This window comes from Yinghuangia aomiensis (genome assembly GCF_039542225.1).
Taxonomy (GTDB): Bacteria; Actinomycetota; Actinomycetes; order Streptomycetales; family Streptomycetaceae; genus Yinghuangia; species Yinghuangia aomiensis.
Genome location: NZ_BAABHS010000001.1, coordinates 402,635 through 420,366, shown reverse-complemented (window position 1 = coordinate 420,366; position 17,732 = coordinate 402,635). Strand labels below are relative to the sequence as shown.

The following is a 17,732-nucleotide window of genomic DNA, read 5'->3' as shown; positions in this document are numbered from 1 at the left end:
CGTCACGGGGGCGACCGGGGCCGACCCACGGCCCGGGCTCCCGCTATCCGTACAGGGGGCGGGAACAGATGGTGCACTGCATCCTCTGCGGGACCGACAACGAGCCGGGGTACCGGTATTGCGCGGGGTACGGCTGCGGCGCGGATCTCGAAGGCCGGCGCGAAGGGGATCCGGCACTGGCCGTGCAAGTCGCCGCCGCCCCGGACGAAGTGCTCGCGCGGCCCGGCGACACGGTGGAGATACGGCTGACCGTCCGCAACGCGGGCAGCGAGCCGGACAAGTACGTCCTCGAACTGCGACGCGAGATAGGCGACCGGGTCACGGTCGAACGCCACGGCGCCCCCGGCGAGACCTCGCCCGGGGGCGATTCCGTCTGGACGGTGCGGTACGCGGTGCCGTGGGACTGGGATCCGTCCGGCGCGCTCACCGGGGTCGGCGGCTGGTTCGGCGACCCGGGCGCGGACGGCGCGGGGACGGCCGCGGACGCGCGCGCCGACGACGAGATCGAACTGCCGCTGCGGGTGGTGTCGACACGCGACCGGCGGATCGCCGCCGCGGCGTGGGTGGTCGTCCGGCCGCCCGGCGCCGCGGACCCGGTTCCGACCCGGGGCTCGCGCGCCGCCGCGGCGGCGGCGCAGCGGTCCCGGCGCACCCGGATGATGGCCGCCGGCGCGGTCGCGGCGGTGGCGGTCGTCGCCGCGCTGATCGTGGGGATGGCCGCGGCCGGGTCGGGAGGCGGCGGGAAGAAGAACCCGACGCGGGCGGTGGCCGCGACCTCGACGGCGCCGTCGTCGACGGCCTCGGACACGGTGTCGGCGACTCCCGCGGACGGCGGCCCTCCGACGGACGTGACGACGACGGAGGCGGCCCCGAGCACGTCGGCGAGCCGCACCCGCACGGCGACGGCGACGGCGACCCGCACGCGGACCACGGCTCCGGCCACGACCGCGTCGGCGCCGCCGCGGACGACAGCGCCGGGCACCACCGCACCGCCGTCCTCGCAGGCGCCGGCGCTGGTGACCGTGCCGGGCGTGATCGGGGACGGATACGCCGCTGCGGCCGGGGAGATCGACGGCGCCGGGCTCCGGGCGAGCGCCCAGGTCGCGGACGCGAAGTCCCCGTGCGCGCGGAACTTCAACGCGCCCGGCTGCGTCGTCGTCGCCCAGTCGCCGGACGCCGGCGCGCAGGTCCCGGCACGTACCCGCGTGGCGCTGACGATCGGCTACCAGCCGCCGAGCACCCCGGCGGGGGCCGGAGTCGCGGTGCAGGTGTCGGCGGAAGGCTGAGGCGAGGACGGCCGGGCTGCAGCCCCGGTGCCCCGGGCCCCGTTGCGCCTCCCCACCCCCGTCGTGCCATGCTCCACCCCAGGAATGCACTTGTCTCAGTCAAGGACTCGTCCGAGGGGGCCCACCATGCTCGATCTCTCCGCAGCGTCCGCCGTCGTCACCGGGGGTGCCTCCGGGCTCGGCGAGGCTACCGCCCGGCGCCTGGCCGCCGGCGGGGCCACCGTCGTCGTCGCGGACAAGAACGAAGAGCGCGGCACCAAGGTCGCCGCCGAGATCGGCGGCATCTTCGCCAACACCGACGTCACCGACGAAGCCCAGGTCCAAGCCGCCGTCGACGCCGCCGTCGCGGCCGCGCCGCTGCGCGCGCTCGTCGCGTGCGCCGGCACCGGCTACGCGGCCCGCACCGTCGGCCGCGACGGCAGCCCGCACCCGCTCGCCCCCTTCGAGTTCATCGTCAAGCTCAACCTCATCGGCACGTTCAACGCGATCCGCATCGCGGCCGCCGCGATGGCGAAGAACGAGCCGCAAGCCGACAACGAGCGCGGCGCGATCGTCTGCACCGCTTCCGTCGCCGCGTTCGACGGCCAGATCGGCCAGGCCGCCTACGGCGCCTCCAAGGCCGCCGTGGCCGGCATGACGCTGCCGGTCGCGCGCGACCTGTCCGCGGTCGGCGTGCGCGTCAACACGATCGCCCCGGGCACCATGGACACCGCACTGTTCGACCTCGCCCCGCAGACGGTCAAGGACACGCTGGGGGCGGCCGTGCTCTTCCCCAAGCGCATGGGTGTGCCGGAGGAGTTCGCGAGCCTCGCGTACGAACTGCTGACCAACAGCTACCTCAACGCCGAGGTGATCCGGCTCGACGGCGGAATCCGATTCCAGCCGAAGTAGCCCCGGTCCGGGCCGATTCCGGCCCGGCACGCGGTCGGCGCGCGCAGCGGCCGCACCGGCAAATCCGCACGTCACACGAGGCGTCGGGCTCTCCGCCCGGCGCCTCGTACGTTTATCCCAATACCGCCCCAACGCCCCGTCAGATCCTGATTCCGAGGTTACTTCACCCATGCGGGTGAACCGCCCCGTAACTCGTTGAGAGCACCCGAACGCGGCTCGTACGGTCGTTCTCGTTCCGACCGGGACTGCCGCTCCACCAAGGCAACACCGGTTCCCTGTCGGGCAGTTCAAGTCGACCGCCGGTGTTTCCGGAGGTCGGCGGCGGGTTCCGGGCGCCGGCCCGGCGGACGGCTCAATCCGCCGGACCGGACGCGAGGGGGGTATCAGGGTTTTGTCTGCACCACGAGTTCGCGGGCACCACGCCGTACCGCACCACGGCGTCGTCCGTGACGTGCCCGAGGGCACCCTGGTCGAGCGCGTCCGTGCGGCACTCGACCGTTACGAGGCCTCCACGTGGGACCTCCGCGTCGACGACCTGTGGTGCACCGCCACCCCGATCGGCGTGGAACTCCCCAAACAAGGCTGGAAGATCCACGTCAGCTCCGCGACCGACGGCGCCGCCGAGGTGCTCGACCGGGTGTGCGACGTGCTCGTGCCGCGCCGGGCCGCCTTCAAGTGCGCCGCCGGCACGGAGTTCCTGCGCATGCTCAACTCGCGGGAAGCCGAGCGGAGTTCGTCGGCCAAGTTCATCACCGTCTATCCGCACGACGACATGGACTTCGTCGATCTCGTCGACGCCCTCGACGCGGCCACCCGCGGGCTGAGCGGTCCCGGCGTGATGTCGGACCGCGCGTGCCGCCCCGGCAGCATCGTGCACTACCGGTACGGCGGCTTCACCGAGCGCGCCCGCCTCGGCAACGACGGCGCCTACCGCCCGGTGCTGACCGCGCCGGACGGCAGCCAGGTCGTCGACTCCCGGGAAGCGTGGTTCACGCCGCCCCCGTGGGCGCCCGACCCGCTCGCCGACCGGCACGCCCGGCAGCAGGGCGCGTCCGGCCCCGGCGGCGTCCTGATCGCCGACCGGTTCGCGGTCACCGCGGCCATCCGGCACTCCACCAAAGGCGGCGTGTTCGTCGGCACGGACACCCGCGACGGCGGCGAGGTCGTCGTCAAGCAGGCCCGCGCGCACGTCGAGATCGACCACTCCGGCCGCGACGCCCGCGAAGCCCTCCGGCACGAATCGGCGCTGCTGGAACGGCTCGCGCACACCGGCCTGACCCCGCGCCACGTCGCGCTGGTCGAGCAGGACGGCACGCTGTTCCTCGCCCAGGAACGCGTCCCCGGGGTGTCGCTGCGCGCCTGGGTCCTCCGGCACGCCGGCTCCGACGACGGCGACGGCTCCGGAACGCCGGACGTGCCGTGGCCGCTCGCCCGCAACGTCGCCGCCGAACTGGTCCGCGTCGTCGCGGGCATGCACCGCGAAGGCCTGGTCGTCCGCGACCTCGCCCCCACGAACGTCATGGTCGCGCCGAGCGGCGAACTCCGCCTCGTCGACCTGGAACTCGCCGCCGACATCGGCAGCTTCGCGGGTGCCGCGGGCACCCCCGGCTACCGTGCCCCGGAGCAGCGCGCCGCCTCGCGCTCCAAGCACGCCCGCGGCGTCCACCCGGTGGCCCCCGAGGCCGACCTCTACAGCCTCGGCGCGCTGTTCTTCCTGCTCGCCACCGGCGCCGACCCCGGACTGCCGGACGACGTGCCCGAGCCCGACCACGTCTTCCGGCCTACGGCCGAACGCCTGGGACCCTGGCTGGACCTGGCCGCGCGCAGCGGCCGCACCGCCCGGCTGCTCGCCCCCGCCGTCCGCGGGCTGCTGCGCGACGAGCCGGAGTCGCGCTGGAGCCTGGACCAGGTACGCGCGCACCTCGACGCCGTCGAGCGGCGCGGCGGCCCCGTCCCCGCCCCGGGCCGGGTCCGCGACATCGCCCGCCCGCACCCGTGGCGTGCCGCACCGTCCGCCGCCGAGCCCGTCGGCCCGGCACTCGTCGACCGGCTGCTCGCCGACGGCCTCGCGCACCTCGTCGCGACCGCGGCTCCGGACCGCGCGGACACCGTCTGGCAGGTCACCCCCGGCGGCGCGGCGATGGACCCGTGCGGCGTGCAGTACGGCGCGGCCGGCGTGCTCGCCGTCCTCGCCCGTGCGGCCGCCACCCCGACCCTCGCCGCACCCGACGGCTTGGCCGACACCGTCGCCGCCGCGGCCGCGTGGGTCCGCGAACGCGCCGCCCGCGAACCGGTGCTGCTGCCCGGCCTGCACTTCGGCCGCGCAGGCACCGCGTGGGCGCTCCGCGAAGCGGGCGAGAGCCTGGGCGACAAGGAACTCTTGGCACACGCCGACGAGTTGGCCCTGTCGGTGCCGACCCGCTGGCCGAACCCGGACGTCTGCCACGGCGCCGCGGGCGCCGGATTCACCCAGCTGCGCTTCTGGAACGCCACGCACGACGACCGGTTCCGGCAGCGCGTGGTGGCGAGCGCCGACGGCCTGCTCGCGGCCGCCCGCGAGCACGGCGACCTGATGCTGTGGCAGGTCCCGCGCGACTTCGACTCCGCGCTGGCCGGTGCCGCGCATCTCGGATACGCGCACGGCGTCGCGGGGGTCGGCGCGTTCCTGCTCGCCGCGGGACGCGCGACCGGGCGCGGCGCGTACCTGGACGCGGCCCTTGCCGCCGGGCGCACGCTGGCCCGCACGGTACGCACCGACAACGGCGCCGCGTGGTGGGCGCAGGGCCCGGCCGACCCGCCGGGTGTGCGGCTCGCGCACTGGTGCAGCGGGGCGTCCGGCGTCGGCACGTTCCTGATCCGCTTGTGGCACTGCACCGGCGACCCCTATCTGCGCGACCTCGCCGAGCAGGCCGCGGTCGCGGTGCGCCGTGCCCGCTGGCACTCCGGCACGACGGCCTGCCACGGGCTGGCCGGCAACGGCGAGTTCCTGCTGGACATCGCCGACTTGGTCGAGCCTGGCGCGGACGACTTGTACCGTGCGCAGGCCGAAGAGTGCGCGGAACTCCTCGGGGCGCGCAGCGCGCGGATCTCCGGGCGCCTGATTCCGTGCGACGAGAGCACCGTCGGTGTATCCGCGTCCTACGGCACCGGACTTGCGGGCGTGGTCGGCTTCCTGCTCCGCCTGCGGCACGGCGGCCCGCGCCTGTGGGTCGATCCGGTCGACGCGGCGAGCCCCGCGTCGGCGGACGAACCGCTGCCGCCCGGCGACGACCACCCGACAGACGACGCGGTCGACGACACGGCCCCGCGCCCGATGTCCGGCACCACCGAAGGGGGACACGCCGCATGACCACGACCGTCGGCGCGCCGCCGCTGCGCCGCGTCAGCTACTCGTTCTCGCTCGACGGCGCACACGCCGCGTGCCTGGCCACCCCCGGCGACGGAACCTGGCAGGTCGAGTCCTGGGCGCTGGGCACCGGCGGCCCGGACGCCGCGACCGCGGCGCCGCGGCGCATGCTCGGCCGCCCGGAGCACCTGCACACCCAGCTCCTCGCGCTGCCCGACGGCTCGGTCCTCGCCTGCCGGCACGAGCCGGGCCGCCACGACCTGGTGCTGCTCGGCGGCCCCGGGGCGGACGCGGACGGCGAGACGGTGATCGGCACCGTGCGCACCCCCGGCCTGCGGCTGCTCCCTTACCCCGGCGCCGACGGCCTCGCGCTCGTGCTGGCGACGGACACCACGCCGACCACGACCGTGTGGCGCATCCCGCGGACGCTGGGCGCGTTGGAGATCCTCGCCGAACTGCCGGGCCTGTTCGGCGGCGGCGTGTGGCTGGACACGCAAGGACACCGGCTGGCGCTGGACGCGGTCCGCGACGGCCGGGTGAAGACGGCCGTGCTGGACGTCCGTTCGGCCGTGCTCAGCCCGCTGCTGGAGATGACCGAGGAGAGCAACGACCGGCTGCAACTGTGCGACCCCACGGGCGGATTGCTGGTGATCTCCAGCGACGCGCCGGGCGGGGACCGGCTCGGGTGGATCCGGCTGCCGGAGAACCGCGACGAGCCGGCCGGCCGGGTGCGCTTCCCGGAGATGGTGCACCTGCCGAACACCACGGTGCGCCCGGTGGCGATCGCCCCCGACGGCGAGCGCGTCGCGCTCCAGTTCGACCGGGGAGCCACCTCGCGGCTGGCCGTGTGGACGCCGGAAGAAGGCACGCTCCTCGACATCAAGATGCCGGAAGGCTGCCTCGGCGGCGTCGGCCGGTGGACGGCAGCGGGCCTGCACATTCCCTTCTCCGCGCCGGACCGGCCGGGGGGCTTGGCGACCGTGCAGCCGGAGCGGCCGGGCCGCTTCGGATTCGCGGGGAGCCTCGAGACGCCGGCCGCCGCCTCGGGCCGGCCCGTCTGGCACTCCGCGCACTTGGAGACGCTCGTCGGGGACGCCGGGCCGGTCGAGTCGATCGTGTACGGCGGCCTGGACTGGCGTACCGCCGACCACCTCGTGGTGGCCCTGCACGGCGGCCCCGCCGCCGCGTGGCGGTTCGAATTCTCCCCGGTGCTGCAGCACTTGGCGGCACACGGCATCGCCGTCGTGGCACCGAACCAGCGCGGCAGCATCGGCTACGGGGAGGCCTACGCGTCATGCCTGCACGGCGCGTGGGGCGGCCCGGACCTGGAGGACGTCGCCGCAATCGCCCGCACGCTCGGCGGCGAGCGCACCGCGGCCGGCCTGCCGAAGCCGATGCTGCTCGGCACCAGCTACGGCGGCTACCTGGCGCTGCTCGCGGCGTGCACGTCGCCCGACGCGTGGTCGGGTGTGCTCGCCATCGCGCCGTTCCTGTCCGGCCCGCGGCTGATCGCGGAAGCGTCGCTGCCGGTCCGGGCGCTGATGACCCGCTTGGGCGGGGACCTGGAACTCGACGACGCGCTCGGCCCGCGCGACGTCCTGCGGCTGGCGGAGGGCATGCGTGCCCCGCTGCTGGTCGTGCACGGCGACCGGGACGACGTGATCCCGGTCGGGCAGTCGCGGGCGCTGCGCCACCGGCTGCTGCAACTGGGCCGCGCGGAAGGCAGCGACTTCCGCTACCTGGAGCTTCCCGGCCGAGGCCACGAGGTCTTCGCCGGGGACGGGGCTCCCGAGCTGTATCCGCGGCTGACGTCGTTCCTGACGACGGCCGTGGTCTGAGAGCCCCGGTACCGCCCCGCGCCGGAACCCTCCGGTGCGGAACGACCACGGACAACCCATGGGGGGCGGTCCGTGCCACGAAAGGACACGACCATGCAGAACCTCGAGACGGACCTCGCCGCCCTGCAGCGCCTGCCCGAGACCGAGTCGGTCGAGCTGGGCGGCGGCCACGGCGGTGGCGGCGGCGGCTGCCAGTTCACCTGCCTCATCGTCACCTGCCTGATCTTCACGATCGGCGGCTGACCAGCGGCAGATTCCGGACCCGGGAGTTCCTGGCGCAATCAGGAACTCCCGGTGACGGGACAGTGTGGCAGGGCCGGGCGGGAACCTGAAGGGCCGCGGGACCGGTGCGGTGGGGACGCGCGGCTCCGGCCGGGTGCGGCATCGGAAACACCCCGCGTCCTTCGGCGGACGGGCGCCGAGCAGCGCCTACGACGCATCCCCGCCCGGCCCTGCCACCACGCACCACCGCCCCCTGGCCGACCCGACCCGACGGAAGGACCGCCCCGTGCCCGGCACCACGCGCGACACCCCGAGCCCGGGTTCGGGGCCGAGCGACGGCATAGGCGGGTCGGGCCGGGTCGGGGAGCCGGAATCGACCACCGAACGCCCCCGCAAGCCCGTCCCCGCCGCCGGCTTCCGTGCCGCATGGCGGGCCGCGCCCGGGGCCACCCTGGCCCTCGGGTTCTCCGTCCCCGCCGCGTCCGCTGCCGCGTTGCTGCTGCCCGCGGCGGCTTCCGGGGCGGTCGACACACTGCTCGACGGCGGGGGGACGGCTCGGGCGGTGCTGCCGCTGGCCGGGGTGCTGCTGCTCGGGCTCGTCGCGGGGCTCGTCGGCGAGTTGGCGGGGCCCGGACTCACCGCCGCGCTCACCGCGCGCTTGCGGCGGCGTATCGCCGAGCACGCCGTCGCGCTCGGCACCGGGGGCCGCAACCCGTACCCCGCCGGGGACATCGCCGGGCGGCTGGTCGGATCCGCACCCGACGCGGCGCGGCTCGTGCCCGCGTTGATCGGGACCATCGGGGCGTTGGCGACGTCGCTCGGCGGCATCGTCGCGCTGGGGCTGCTCGACCCCTGGCTGGCCGTCGCGTTCGTCGGCGGGCTGCTGCCGGGGCTGGTGGTCGTCAGGGCGTTCATGGCGGACGCCACGCACTTGTTCGAGCGTTACCAGGAGATCCAAGCGCGGATCTCCGCGCGGCTCGCCGATGCGTTGGCGGGCCTGCGCACCATCCGGGCCTGCGGCACGCGCGATCGGGAACACGACCGCGTGCTGGGCCCGTTGACGGAGCTTTCCACCGTCGGGCACGGCCTGTGGCACGCACAACGTCGTGCGGTCGCCCGGGTTCTGCTGCTCGCGCCCGTGGTGGAAATCGCGGTGCTGTCGGTCGCCGGCTGGGGTCTGTCGGAGGGGCGGATCCCCCCGGGCGGCATGGTGGCAGCCGCGGGATACGCGGCATTGGGGCTGGGCTTCCTGGAGCAGCTGGAGAGCCTGGTCGGTGTCGCACACGCCCGTGCGGGGCTGCGGCGGACGGAGGAACTGTTCGGCGTCCCCGCTGCCCCGCACGGTGCGAAACGGATACTGCCCGCCGGTGCGGGCGAGTTGGTCTTCCGCGGCGTGACCGTCCGGGACCGCGGGCGGCTGCTGCTCGACCGCGTGGACCTGGCCGTCCCGGCCGGCGCGTGCTGCGCGGTGGTGGGGGCGAGCGGGTCCGGCAAGTCGCTGCTGGCCGCGCTGCCGGGGCGGCTGCGGGACCCGGACGCGGGTTCCGTGGCGATCGACGGACTCCCGGTCGCGGCGCTGGCCCGCGGCGAGTTGCGGCGCGCGGTGGCCTACGCGTTTCCGCGCCCCACGCTGCTGGGGCGCGACGTGCGCGAGGCGATCGGCTTCGGAAAGCCCGGCGCCGATGCATCCGCGCTCGTCCACGCCGCCGCCGTCGCCCACGCCGACGACTTCGTGCGCCGTCTCCCGGACGGCTACGCCACCCCGATCGACGGCCTCGGCCTCTCCGGCGGCGAAGTCCAACGCCTGGGCCTGGCCCGCGCGGTCGCGCAGGACGCCCGGGTGATCGTGCTGGACGATGCGACGTCCGGGCTGGACATGGTGACCGAGCACCAGGTGATGGACGCGTTCGCGCGCCGCTTGGGCGGCCGTACCCGCGTCGTGGTGGCCTACCGGGCGACCGCGGCGGCTTCCGCGGACCTGGTGGTGTGGCTCGACCGCGGCCGCGTCCGCGCCGTCGGCACCCACGACGACTTGTGGGACGACGCCGACTACCGCGCGGTGTTCGCCGGGGGTGCCGCGTGATCCGCCGCGAACAGCCGCGGCACGCCGCGGCGGCGTCCGACCCCGGCGGCATGCGTGCGGGCTGGTCCCTGCTCGCCGCCGAACTGCGCCCGCGCAAGCCCGCGTTGGTCCGGGTTCTGGGCTGGTCGGTGCTGGAGGGCGTGCCGGCGCTGCTGTCGGGTGCGCTGGTCGCGGCGGCGATCGACCAGGGGTTCCTGGCCGGTCGTCCCGGCGTCGGTTTCGCGCTGCTCGGAATGCTGGGGCTCGCGATGCTGCTGCGGGTGCTCGCGACGTACGCGATGTTCCCGCACCTCGCCTCCGTCGTCGAGCCGCTGCGTGACGCCTTGGTGCGGCGCGTGGTCGGCGACGCCCTGGACACCGCGCTCGCCGAGCAGGGGGGCGGCGCACGGCGAACCGATCCGGCGGCCGCCGTCGCCCGGTTGACCGAGCAGGTCGAGAGCTGCCGGAATCTGACGGCGTCGCTGCTGCGGACGCTGCGCCAACTCGCGGTGACCGTGGTCGCCGCTTTGGTCGGTTTGGCGGTGCTCGCCCCGCTCGCGCTGCCGTTGGTGCTGATCCCGCTGGTGCCCGCCGGGTGGCTGTTCGTCCGGCTGTTGGGGCCGCTCGCGCGACGCCGCCGCGACCTGCTGCTCGCCGACGAGCGGATCGCCGCCGAGACCGGGCGGACGGTCGCCGGGCTGCGCGACATCGTGGCGCTCGGCGCGCAAGAGCGCGTCCTGGGCGACCTCGGCACGGCGATCGACGCGCAGGCGCACGCCACCCGGCAGCTCGCCCGCGCATCCGCACTGCGGCTGCTGGTGGTCGGCGTCGGCGCGCAACTCCCGGTCGTGCTGCTGGTGGCCGCGGCCCCGGTGCTGATCCGCCACGGCATGCTCACCCCGGGCGAAGTCGCGGGCGCCGTGCTCTACCTCGTCAAGGAACTCGGCCCCGCGCTGCGTGCACTGACCGCGACCGTCGGCGACTGGATCCTGGAACTCGGCGTCGTCACGGGCCGTTTGGCCGAGGCCACCGCACCCCGGGAGGACGCCGAGCCGGCGCAGCCTGCGGCCGGTCCCGTGCGGGCGCCGTCGCCGCGGCCCGCCGCGTTGGACGTGTACGGCGTGACGTTCGCCTACGGGCCGCACGCCGCCCCCGTGGTGGCCGATCTGACGCTCACCGTCCCGGACCGCGGCCACCTCGCGGTCGTCGGGCCGAGCGGCGTCGGCAAGTCCACGCTGGCCGCGCTGCTCGCCGGGCTGCTGGCGCCCGACGCGGGCGGCGTCGCGCTGTACGGGATCCCGGTCGCGGCGCTGGATCCGGCGCGGCTGCGGCGCGACGTGGCGGTGGTGCCGCAAGAGGCCTACGTCTTCGCCGGAACCGTCCGCGAAAACCTCACCTACCTCCACCCGGCCGCCACCGAAGCCGAACTCGACCGCGCAGTACGCCTGGTCGGCTGCCGCGACCTGGTCGCCCGGCTCGGCGGCTACGAAGCCGGCATCCCCGACCCGACGGCACTGTCCGCGGGCGAACGGCAACTCGTCGCGCTTGCCCGCACGTTCGTCTCCCCGGCTCGCCTCGTCATCCTCGACGAAGCCACCTGCCACCTCGACCCGGCCACCGAAGCCCTCGCCGAACGCGCCTTCGCCGCCCGGCCGGGCGCTCTGGTGGTGATCGCGCACCGGATGGACTCGGCACGGCGCGCCGACCGGGTGCTCGTCCTCGACGGGCACATCCCGGCCGTGGGGACGCACGAGGAACTGATGGACCGGTCGGCGCTGTACGCGGACTTGACGGGGCATTGGCAGGGCGTCCACACAGCCCGCTGACCTGGGCAATGCGCTTGCGTCCTCAGGGATGACCCTCAGCGGCACCCGTAGCACCGCGGAACCCGCCGCGAGCGGGAACCGGCCGCCCGCGCGTTCCGTCCCAGGGTTCAGCTCGTATCCCAGGGGGGACCGACATGAGGCTCTTCTGCCGCTTGTGCGGCACCCGGACCGATGGCCGGGAACGCCTGGGCACGTACTGCCCGGGCGAACAGTGCGGTGCCGACCAGCGCTTCGCCGGCGACGCCGAAACCGGTGTGCAGGCGTGGTGCGAGCCCGCGCGGCAGCGCGGCGAGCCCGGCGAGGCGGTGACGGTACGGCTCACCGTCCGCAACGCGGGGCGGCGGCCGGACACGTACCGTGTGGAGCCGATCGAACAGGTCGCCGGACGCCTGGACTTCGACGCCGCGTCGCTCACCTACACGCTGGCGCCCGGCGAGTCGCGCGTGGTCGTCCTGCGCTACACCCCGCCGCGCGACCACATCGGCTTCGGCATCGACATCGCCTCGCGCTTCGGCATCCCCGGCGCGGACGCCGCGGGCCGCGCCGTTGAGATGCGCGGCGGCCGTTTCGGCGTCGCCCTGCGGATCGTCTCCACCGGCGGCACGACGCGCGCCGCCGCGGGCGCGGCGTTCGCCATGGACGTCCCGCGCCGCTTCCAGTACGACCCGAACCGCGGCGGCCCGCGCGGCGGCGTGCGGCCCAAGCTGCTCGCCGGAGTCGGCGCGGCCGCGGTGGTCGTCGCCCTCGCGGTGGTGGCCGCGGTGGCGCTGGGGGGTTCGGGCGACGGCGGCACGACGGCCGCGCCGGGGTCGAGTGTGGAAGCGGTCACCGTGGCAAGCGTCGACCCGGGCGCGGGCGGCACGGGCCGCGGCGGGGACACGGGCGGATCCGACAACTCCGGCGGCTCGAACGGCGAGAACGGCGGCACGACCTCCGGCCGGGGCGGCGGCATCGCGGGGTCCGGCGCGAACGCGGGCGACGGCGGCAAGCCCGGCCCGGGCACGACTCCCCCCACCGCACGCCGGGACTTCGTGGTGCCGAACACGTCGGGCATGACGACCCAGGAAGCCAAGGACACGATCACCAAGGCCGGCCTCGCGCCGAGCATCCAGCCGGTCCCCAACAGCCGCGGCCCGCAGGGCGCGGTGATCGACACCTACCCGGCCGGCGGCGAGATCGTCGGCGAGGGCAGCACCGTCGTCGTGCGCGTCCACGACGGCAACACGACGGTCCCGAACGTCGCCGGCATGGACCAGGAGACCGCCCGCACCACCCTCCGCGACGCGGGACTGGCCGCCAGGTTCACCACCGTGGCCGTCGGCGACCGCACCAAGTACAACGTCGTCGTGCGCACCGATCCCCCGGCGGGGACGTCGGCGGGGGTGCTGACGGGGGTGACGGTGTACCTGGGGACAGCGGACATCCGCTGACCTCAGGCACGACCTCAGGCACGACGTCGGACACGGCTTCGGACACGCCGCGGGCGCGGTCCCGGAACCCGGGTTCCGGGACCGTGCCCGCGTTCGGACGTCCGGCAGTGGCCTACTCGGCCGCCCACCCGTCCATCAGCTCCTTGAACCCGTACCGCTGGTGCGGGCCGAAGACGATCTGCTCCAGCACGCCCACGCCGACCCGGCCTTCGCCGCCGATCTCGGTGACGCGGATGACCTGCTGGCAGTGCTGGCGGTCGAACGCCAGCGGGTCGAGTTCGTCGATGACCCAGCTTTCGCCTTCGACCTTGAGTTCGCCCTGCCACACGCCGTGCGCCCAGGTGCCGTGCATGTAGCCGAGGCCGGCGAGGTAGCCGCGCGCGCCGATCGGTTCGATGCGGTAGCCGAATTCCTTGCCGGAGGCGTCCGCCAGCCACATTTCGCCGCCGGAGACCCGGCGGGTGCCCGGGTGGAACGTCAGCTCGTGGCGCACCGGGTGGAGTTCCTCGTAGCCGATCGCCTCGGCGCCGTCGGTCGGGACCGCTATCGCGGCGGTGTCCGGAACGGAGCCCAGCGGCTGGGCGGCCATGCGGTGGCCGTCCTTCTGGTACATGTCGCCGTCGGCCCGCTCGTAGGAGCCCCACAGCGTGACTTCGTTCTCCCAGTGCAGCGGCGCCCACAGCCACATCAGCGGGTTGAACGGCTTCGGCGCGCCGCCGTTCTCGCGCTCGCCGACCGGGCGGACGCCCCAGGAGCGGTCGCGGGTGGCGAGGGTGCGGGCCGGGTCGACGGCGATCTCGCGGCCGCCGGGCAGCGTGACCGTGCCGGACCAGACGCCGAGCTGGGTCAGCCGCGTCGAGTCCATGATGACGTGGTGGCCGACCCGGGTGGTGACGCGCGGCTCCTCGATGACCGCGGCGCGCGCGGTGAACGTCAGGTCGCAGGTCAGGCCGGTCTCGTTGTCCTCCGCGTAGATGCGGATGACCTTGAGGGGCTCGACGACCTCGATGCCGAGGGGGCCCACGGTCAGGTCGAAACGGTCCTGCGGAGCGCGCCGGGAGCCGTGCAGGCTGTACTGCACGCCGTCCACCGAGATCGTGAAGTGCGCGTCGGCGACGAAGCGGTTCGGGTAGAGGCCGTGCGCGAACGCGAAGTAGAAGGCGCCGTCGCGGTCGTAGCCGTTGAACCAGTAGCGGTCGTACGCGTTCTTGTCCGACGTGGCCGGGTGGGCGATCGGTTCGGGCGTCTGGTGGATCGGAAAATCGTCCGCGGGAGTGAGCACGCGGCGGCCCCCTTCTGGGTCGGGCAGCGACTGGTCGGCTGATGCGGGTCGGCAGGTCGTGCGTGCCGCGGCACGGGTCCGCGGCGGAGTCGGGGCGCGCCGGCAGGGGTGACACGTGTCACTCTGCGGGCACGGCATGCGGGGCACCCGCCCGGGTGCCCCGCATGCCGCCGGTGCTCAGCGCTCGCGCTTGAGGTACAGCAGGTCGGTCGCCGAGAAGCCCGCGTTGAGCTTCTTGTCCGCGTAGTGCGGCACCAGGACCTGCTCCAGCTCGTCCGGCGTGAACGTGGCCTGCTTGGAGTCGAACTTGGCCTGCAGCGTCGGGCGTTCGACGACGGCGACGAAGCCGCCGTGCACCACGAAGACCTGGCCGGAGATGTTGTCCGCGGCCGGGCTGGCGAGGAACGCGACGAGCGGCGCGACGTGCTCGGGCGACAGCGGGTCCAGCTCGCCGTCCGCCAGGTCTTCCTTGGCGTTGAACACGTTGCTGGTCATGTTGGTGAGCGCGCGCGGGGCGATCGCGTTGGCGCGGATGCCGTAGCGGTGGGTGCCGTTCGCGGTGCTCATGGTCAGACCGACGATCGCCGACTTGGCGGCGGCGTAGTTCGGCTGGCCCGGCGAGCCGGCGAGGAACGCCTCGGACGCGGTGTTGATGATGCGCGCGTACACCGGGCCGCCTTCGGCCTTGGACTTGTCGCGCCAGTACTTCGCCGCGTGGTGGCAGGTGTTGAAGGTGCCCTTGGCGTGCACCGCCAGGACCAGGTCCCACTCGGCCTCGCTCATCGAGAACAGCATGCGGTCGCGCAGCACGCCCGCGTTGTTCACGAGGATGTCGATCGAACCGAAGGTGTCGATCGCGAGCTGGACGAGTTCGCCGCCGACCTCGAAGCTCGAGATGTCGCCGCGGTGCGCGACGGCCTCGCCGCCGGCCGCGACGATCTCGTCGACGACCGCCTGGGCCGGGTTCGGGGCGCCCTCGGGGGCGAAGTCGTTGACGACGACCTTCGCTCCCTGCTTGGCGAGCGCGAGCGCCTCGGCGCGGCCGAGGCCGCCGCCGGCGCCGGTGATGACGGCAACCTTGCCTGCGAGGGACGTAGTCATGTGCTGTTCTCCGGTATCGGGGGTTGGTGCGAGGGCGGCCGGGCCGCGCGACTGCCGTGCGCGGCCCGGCACATGACGTCGGGTCAGGCGAGCGTGACGATGGTGCGGATCGACTCGCCGCTCTTCATCAGGTCGAAGGCCTCGTTGATGTTCGCGAGGTCGAGGCGGTGGGTGATCATCGCCTCCAGGTCGAGCCGGCCGGCGCGCCACATGCGGATGATGCGGTTGTACTCGCGGACGATGTCGCCGCCGCCGTAGATGCTGCCGATGATCTGCTTCTGGTCGAAGAACAGCTCGAACATGTTGAACTGGACGTTGTCGTCCATGGCGCCCGCGCCGACGATGACGACGTTGCCGCCGCGGCGCGTCAGCTCGTAGGCGCTGCGCGCGGTGAACGACTTGCCGACGACCTCGAAGACGTAGTCGAAGCCCTGGCCTGCGGTCAGGTCGTTCTTGGCGGCCTGCGCCTCGTCCGGGGTGACCGCGTGGGTGGCGCCGAACTTCTTCGCCCATTCGTGCTTGCTCTGCGCCGGGTCGATCGCCACGATCTCCGCGGCGCCCGCGGCGCGCAGCGCCTGGATGACGGCGATGCCGACACCGCCCGCGCCGACCACCGCGCAGGACGCACCGGGCTCGATCTTGGCGCTGTTGAACACCGCGCCGACGCCGGTGGTGACACCGCAGCCGATGAGCGAGGCGACCTCGTAGGGCACGTCGGACGGCACCTTGATGGCGCACGGCGCGGCGACGACGACCTCTTCGGTGAACGTGCCGGTGCCGGTGAAGCCGAACGCCGGGGTGCCGCCGAAGGTGAAGTTCTGGGTGCCGGCGTTCATGAAGCCGGACAGGCACAGGTTCGACTGGCCGCCCGTGCAGAAGTTGCAGGCGCCGCACGGCGGGGCCCAGCAGATGACGACCTTGTCGCCGACCGCGACCGAGGTCACCCCGTCGCCGACCTCGACGACCTCCCCGGCTCCCTCGTGGCCGGGGACGAACGGCGCGGGCTGCGGCAGGACACCGGTCATCGCCGACAGGTCGGAGTGGCACACGCCGGTCACGTGCAACTTGACGCGCACCCGGCCGGGCCCCATGCCGACGGCCTCGACGTCGTCGCGGACTTCGAGCTTGTCCTGTCCCGTCTCGTGCAGGATGGCTGCGCGCATGTTTGCTTGCTCCTCGTCCTAGCCGCTACCGGCGCCCTGGTGGGCCCGTTCGGGGGGCGTCACCGCCGCGGCGAAAATATAACGCGTTCTTGTTTTCGACAAGGTCGATGACAAGGTCAAGCTATCTGCTCGCCCGCACACGCATAAGTGTTCTGAGCCAAAGAACACAAGAGGCCCGACCGACCGTGCCATCGTGCGCAACCGGACGGTTACGCAACGCGACCGCGACCGGCCGCAGCGGGCGCGGAAACGCCTGCGGGCCCCTCCCGATCCCGGGAAGGGCCCGCATGCACACGTCCGGAGACGGTGTCGGCTCAGGTGTCAGCCGGTGTACTCGACCACCGTGTCCGACAGCACCACCGCGTCGTCGCGCTCGACCGAGGAGGTCTGGACGTAGAGCTTGCCGTCCTCGTCCCACACGCGGATGCGCATGGTCTCGCCCGGGAAGAAGATGCCGGCGAACTTGGTGCGGTAGCGGGTGACGCGGGTGACGTCGCCGCCGAGGACGGTGTCGACGACCGCCTTGAGGGTCAGGCCGTAGGAGCAGAGGCCGTGCAGGATCGGGGTGTCGAAGCCGGCTGCCTTGGCGAAGTCCGGGTCGGCGTGCAGCGGGTTCCAGTCGCCGGAGAGGCGGTAGAGCAGCGCCTGGTCCTCGGTGGTCTTGACCTCGATGGTGTGGTCGGCGTCGCGCTCCGGGACGTCGATCTTGGTGGTCGGGCCGCGGTCGCCGCCGAAGCCGCCCTCGCCGCGCACGAAGATCTCGGCGCGCGAGTCGTACAGCGGGGTGCCGTCCTCCAGCGTGGCCGAGGACTCCAGCACGATGACGGCGGCCTTGCCCTTGTCCCACACGTCCGCGACGCGGCTGGTGGCCTGGATGTTCTTGGCCTTGGCCGGCAGCGGGTTGTGGATGATCACTTCCTGGCCGCCGTGCAGCACGGCGCGCAGGTTGATGTCGATGCCCGGCAGGGTCGCCATGCTGCCGCCCACCTTGGTGCCCGCCACGGTGCAGAAGGTCGGCAGGACCTGGAGGTTCTTCTCGTACGTGTAGCGCAGCTCGTCGGCGCCGGTCGCCGGGGTGCCCGCACCCACGCCCAGGTGGTAGAGGATCACATCTTTGTGCGTCCAGCTGATCTCGCCCTTGCGGGGCTCGGCGCCGGTGGCCACTGCGACGTCGATGGGCATGACGTCTCCTCCCTGGTGTACCCCTGGTGTGGGGTGTCGAGTCCGTGATGCGCTCCGGTGGTTGATCCGGCAGCGCTCACAAACTAGAACTTGTTTTCGTTTC

Annotated in this window: 12 protein-coding genes; 8 read left to right on the top strand and 4 right to left on the bottom strand. The window is 74.0% G+C overall.

Annotation, left to right across the window (positions count from 1 at the left end):
* Positions 1–68: 68 nt before the first annotated feature.
* The 8 genes from ABEA93_RS01775 to ABEA93_RS01740 all read left to right on the top strand — a co-directional run bounded on the left by ABEA93_RS01775 (position 69) and on the right by ABEA93_RS01740 (position 12,901).
* A complete protein-coding gene (locus ABEA93_RS01775; protein ID WP_345673412.1) occupies positions 69–1,286 on the top strand; it encodes a PASTA domain-containing protein in 1,218 nt (405 codons plus the stop codon).
* Positions 1,287–1,412: 126 nt separating this feature from the next.
* A complete protein-coding gene (locus tag ABEA93_RS01770) occupies positions 1,413–2,177 on the top strand; it encodes an SDR family NAD(P)-dependent oxidoreductase (protein WP_345673411.1) in 765 nt (254 codons plus the stop codon).
* A gap of 451 nt (positions 2,178–2,628) precedes the next feature.
* Positions 2,629–5,526 carry a class IV lanthionine synthetase LanL gene (gene lanL, locus ABEA93_RS01765; protein WP_345673410.1) on the top strand — a complete coding sequence of 966 codons (2,898 nt, stop codon included), beginning with the start codon at positions 2,629–2,631 and terminating at the stop codon, positions 5,524–5,526.
* A complete protein-coding gene (locus ABEA93_RS01760) occupies positions 5,523–7,361 on the top strand; it encodes an alpha/beta hydrolase family protein (protein ID WP_345673409.1) in 1,839 nt (612 codons plus the stop codon). Before lanL ends, ABEA93_RS01760 begins: the two co-directional genes overlap by 4 nt.
* A 93-nt stretch (positions 7,362–7,454) precedes the next feature.
* A complete protein-coding gene (locus ABEA93_RS01755) occupies positions 7,455–7,604 on the top strand; it encodes a VenA family class IV lanthipeptide (protein WP_345673408.1) in 150 nt (49 codons plus the stop codon).
* Between the two features lie 265 nt (positions 7,605–7,869).
* Complete coding sequence (locus ABEA93_RS01750) at positions 7,870–9,666, top strand: ATP-binding cassette domain-containing protein (RefSeq protein WP_345673407.1); 1,797 nt, start codon at positions 7,870–7,872, stop codon at positions 9,664–9,666.
* Positions 9,663–11,471, top strand: a complete 1,809-nt coding sequence (locus ABEA93_RS01745) for an ATP-binding cassette domain-containing protein (protein ID WP_345673406.1) — start codon at positions 9,663–9,665, stop codon at positions 11,469–11,471. Before ABEA93_RS01750 ends, ABEA93_RS01745 begins: the two co-directional genes overlap by 4 nt.
* Before the next feature lie 134 nt (positions 11,472–11,605).
* Positions 11,606–12,901: a PASTA domain-containing protein gene (locus tag ABEA93_RS01740; protein WP_345673405.1), complete on the top strand. Its 1,296-nt coding sequence runs from the start codon at positions 11,606–11,608 to the stop codon at positions 12,899–12,901.
* Between the two features lie 112 nt (positions 12,902–13,013).
* Here ABEA93_RS01740 and ABEA93_RS01735 read toward each other — a convergent pair whose 3' ends face one another.
* The 4 genes from ABEA93_RS01735 to ABEA93_RS01720 all read right to left on the bottom strand — a co-directional run bounded on the left by ABEA93_RS01735 (position 13,014) and on the right by ABEA93_RS01720 (position 17,629).
* Positions 13,014–14,183: an Rv3169 family protein gene (locus tag ABEA93_RS01735; protein WP_345673404.1), complete on the bottom strand. Its 1,170-nt coding sequence runs from the start codon at positions 14,181–14,183 to the stop codon at positions 13,014–13,016.
* 177 nt (positions 14,184–14,360) lie between these two features.
* Positions 14,361–15,284, bottom strand: a complete 924-nt coding sequence (locus tag ABEA93_RS01730) for a 3-oxoacyl-ACP reductase (protein ID WP_345673403.1) — start codon at positions 15,282–15,284, stop codon at positions 14,361–14,363.
* 83 nt (positions 15,285–15,367) lie between these two features.
* Positions 15,368–16,447, bottom strand: a complete 1,080-nt coding sequence (locus ABEA93_RS01725; RefSeq protein WP_345673402.1) for a Zn-dependent alcohol dehydrogenase — start codon at positions 16,445–16,447, stop codon at positions 15,368–15,370.
* A 321-nt stretch (positions 16,448–16,768) separates the two neighbouring features.
* Positions 16,769–17,629, bottom strand: a complete 861-nt coding sequence (locus ABEA93_RS01720) for a MaoC/PaaZ C-terminal domain-containing protein (RefSeq protein ID WP_345673401.1) — start codon at positions 17,627–17,629, stop codon at positions 16,769–16,771.
* Between the last annotated feature and the right edge of the window lie 103 nt (positions 17,630–17,732).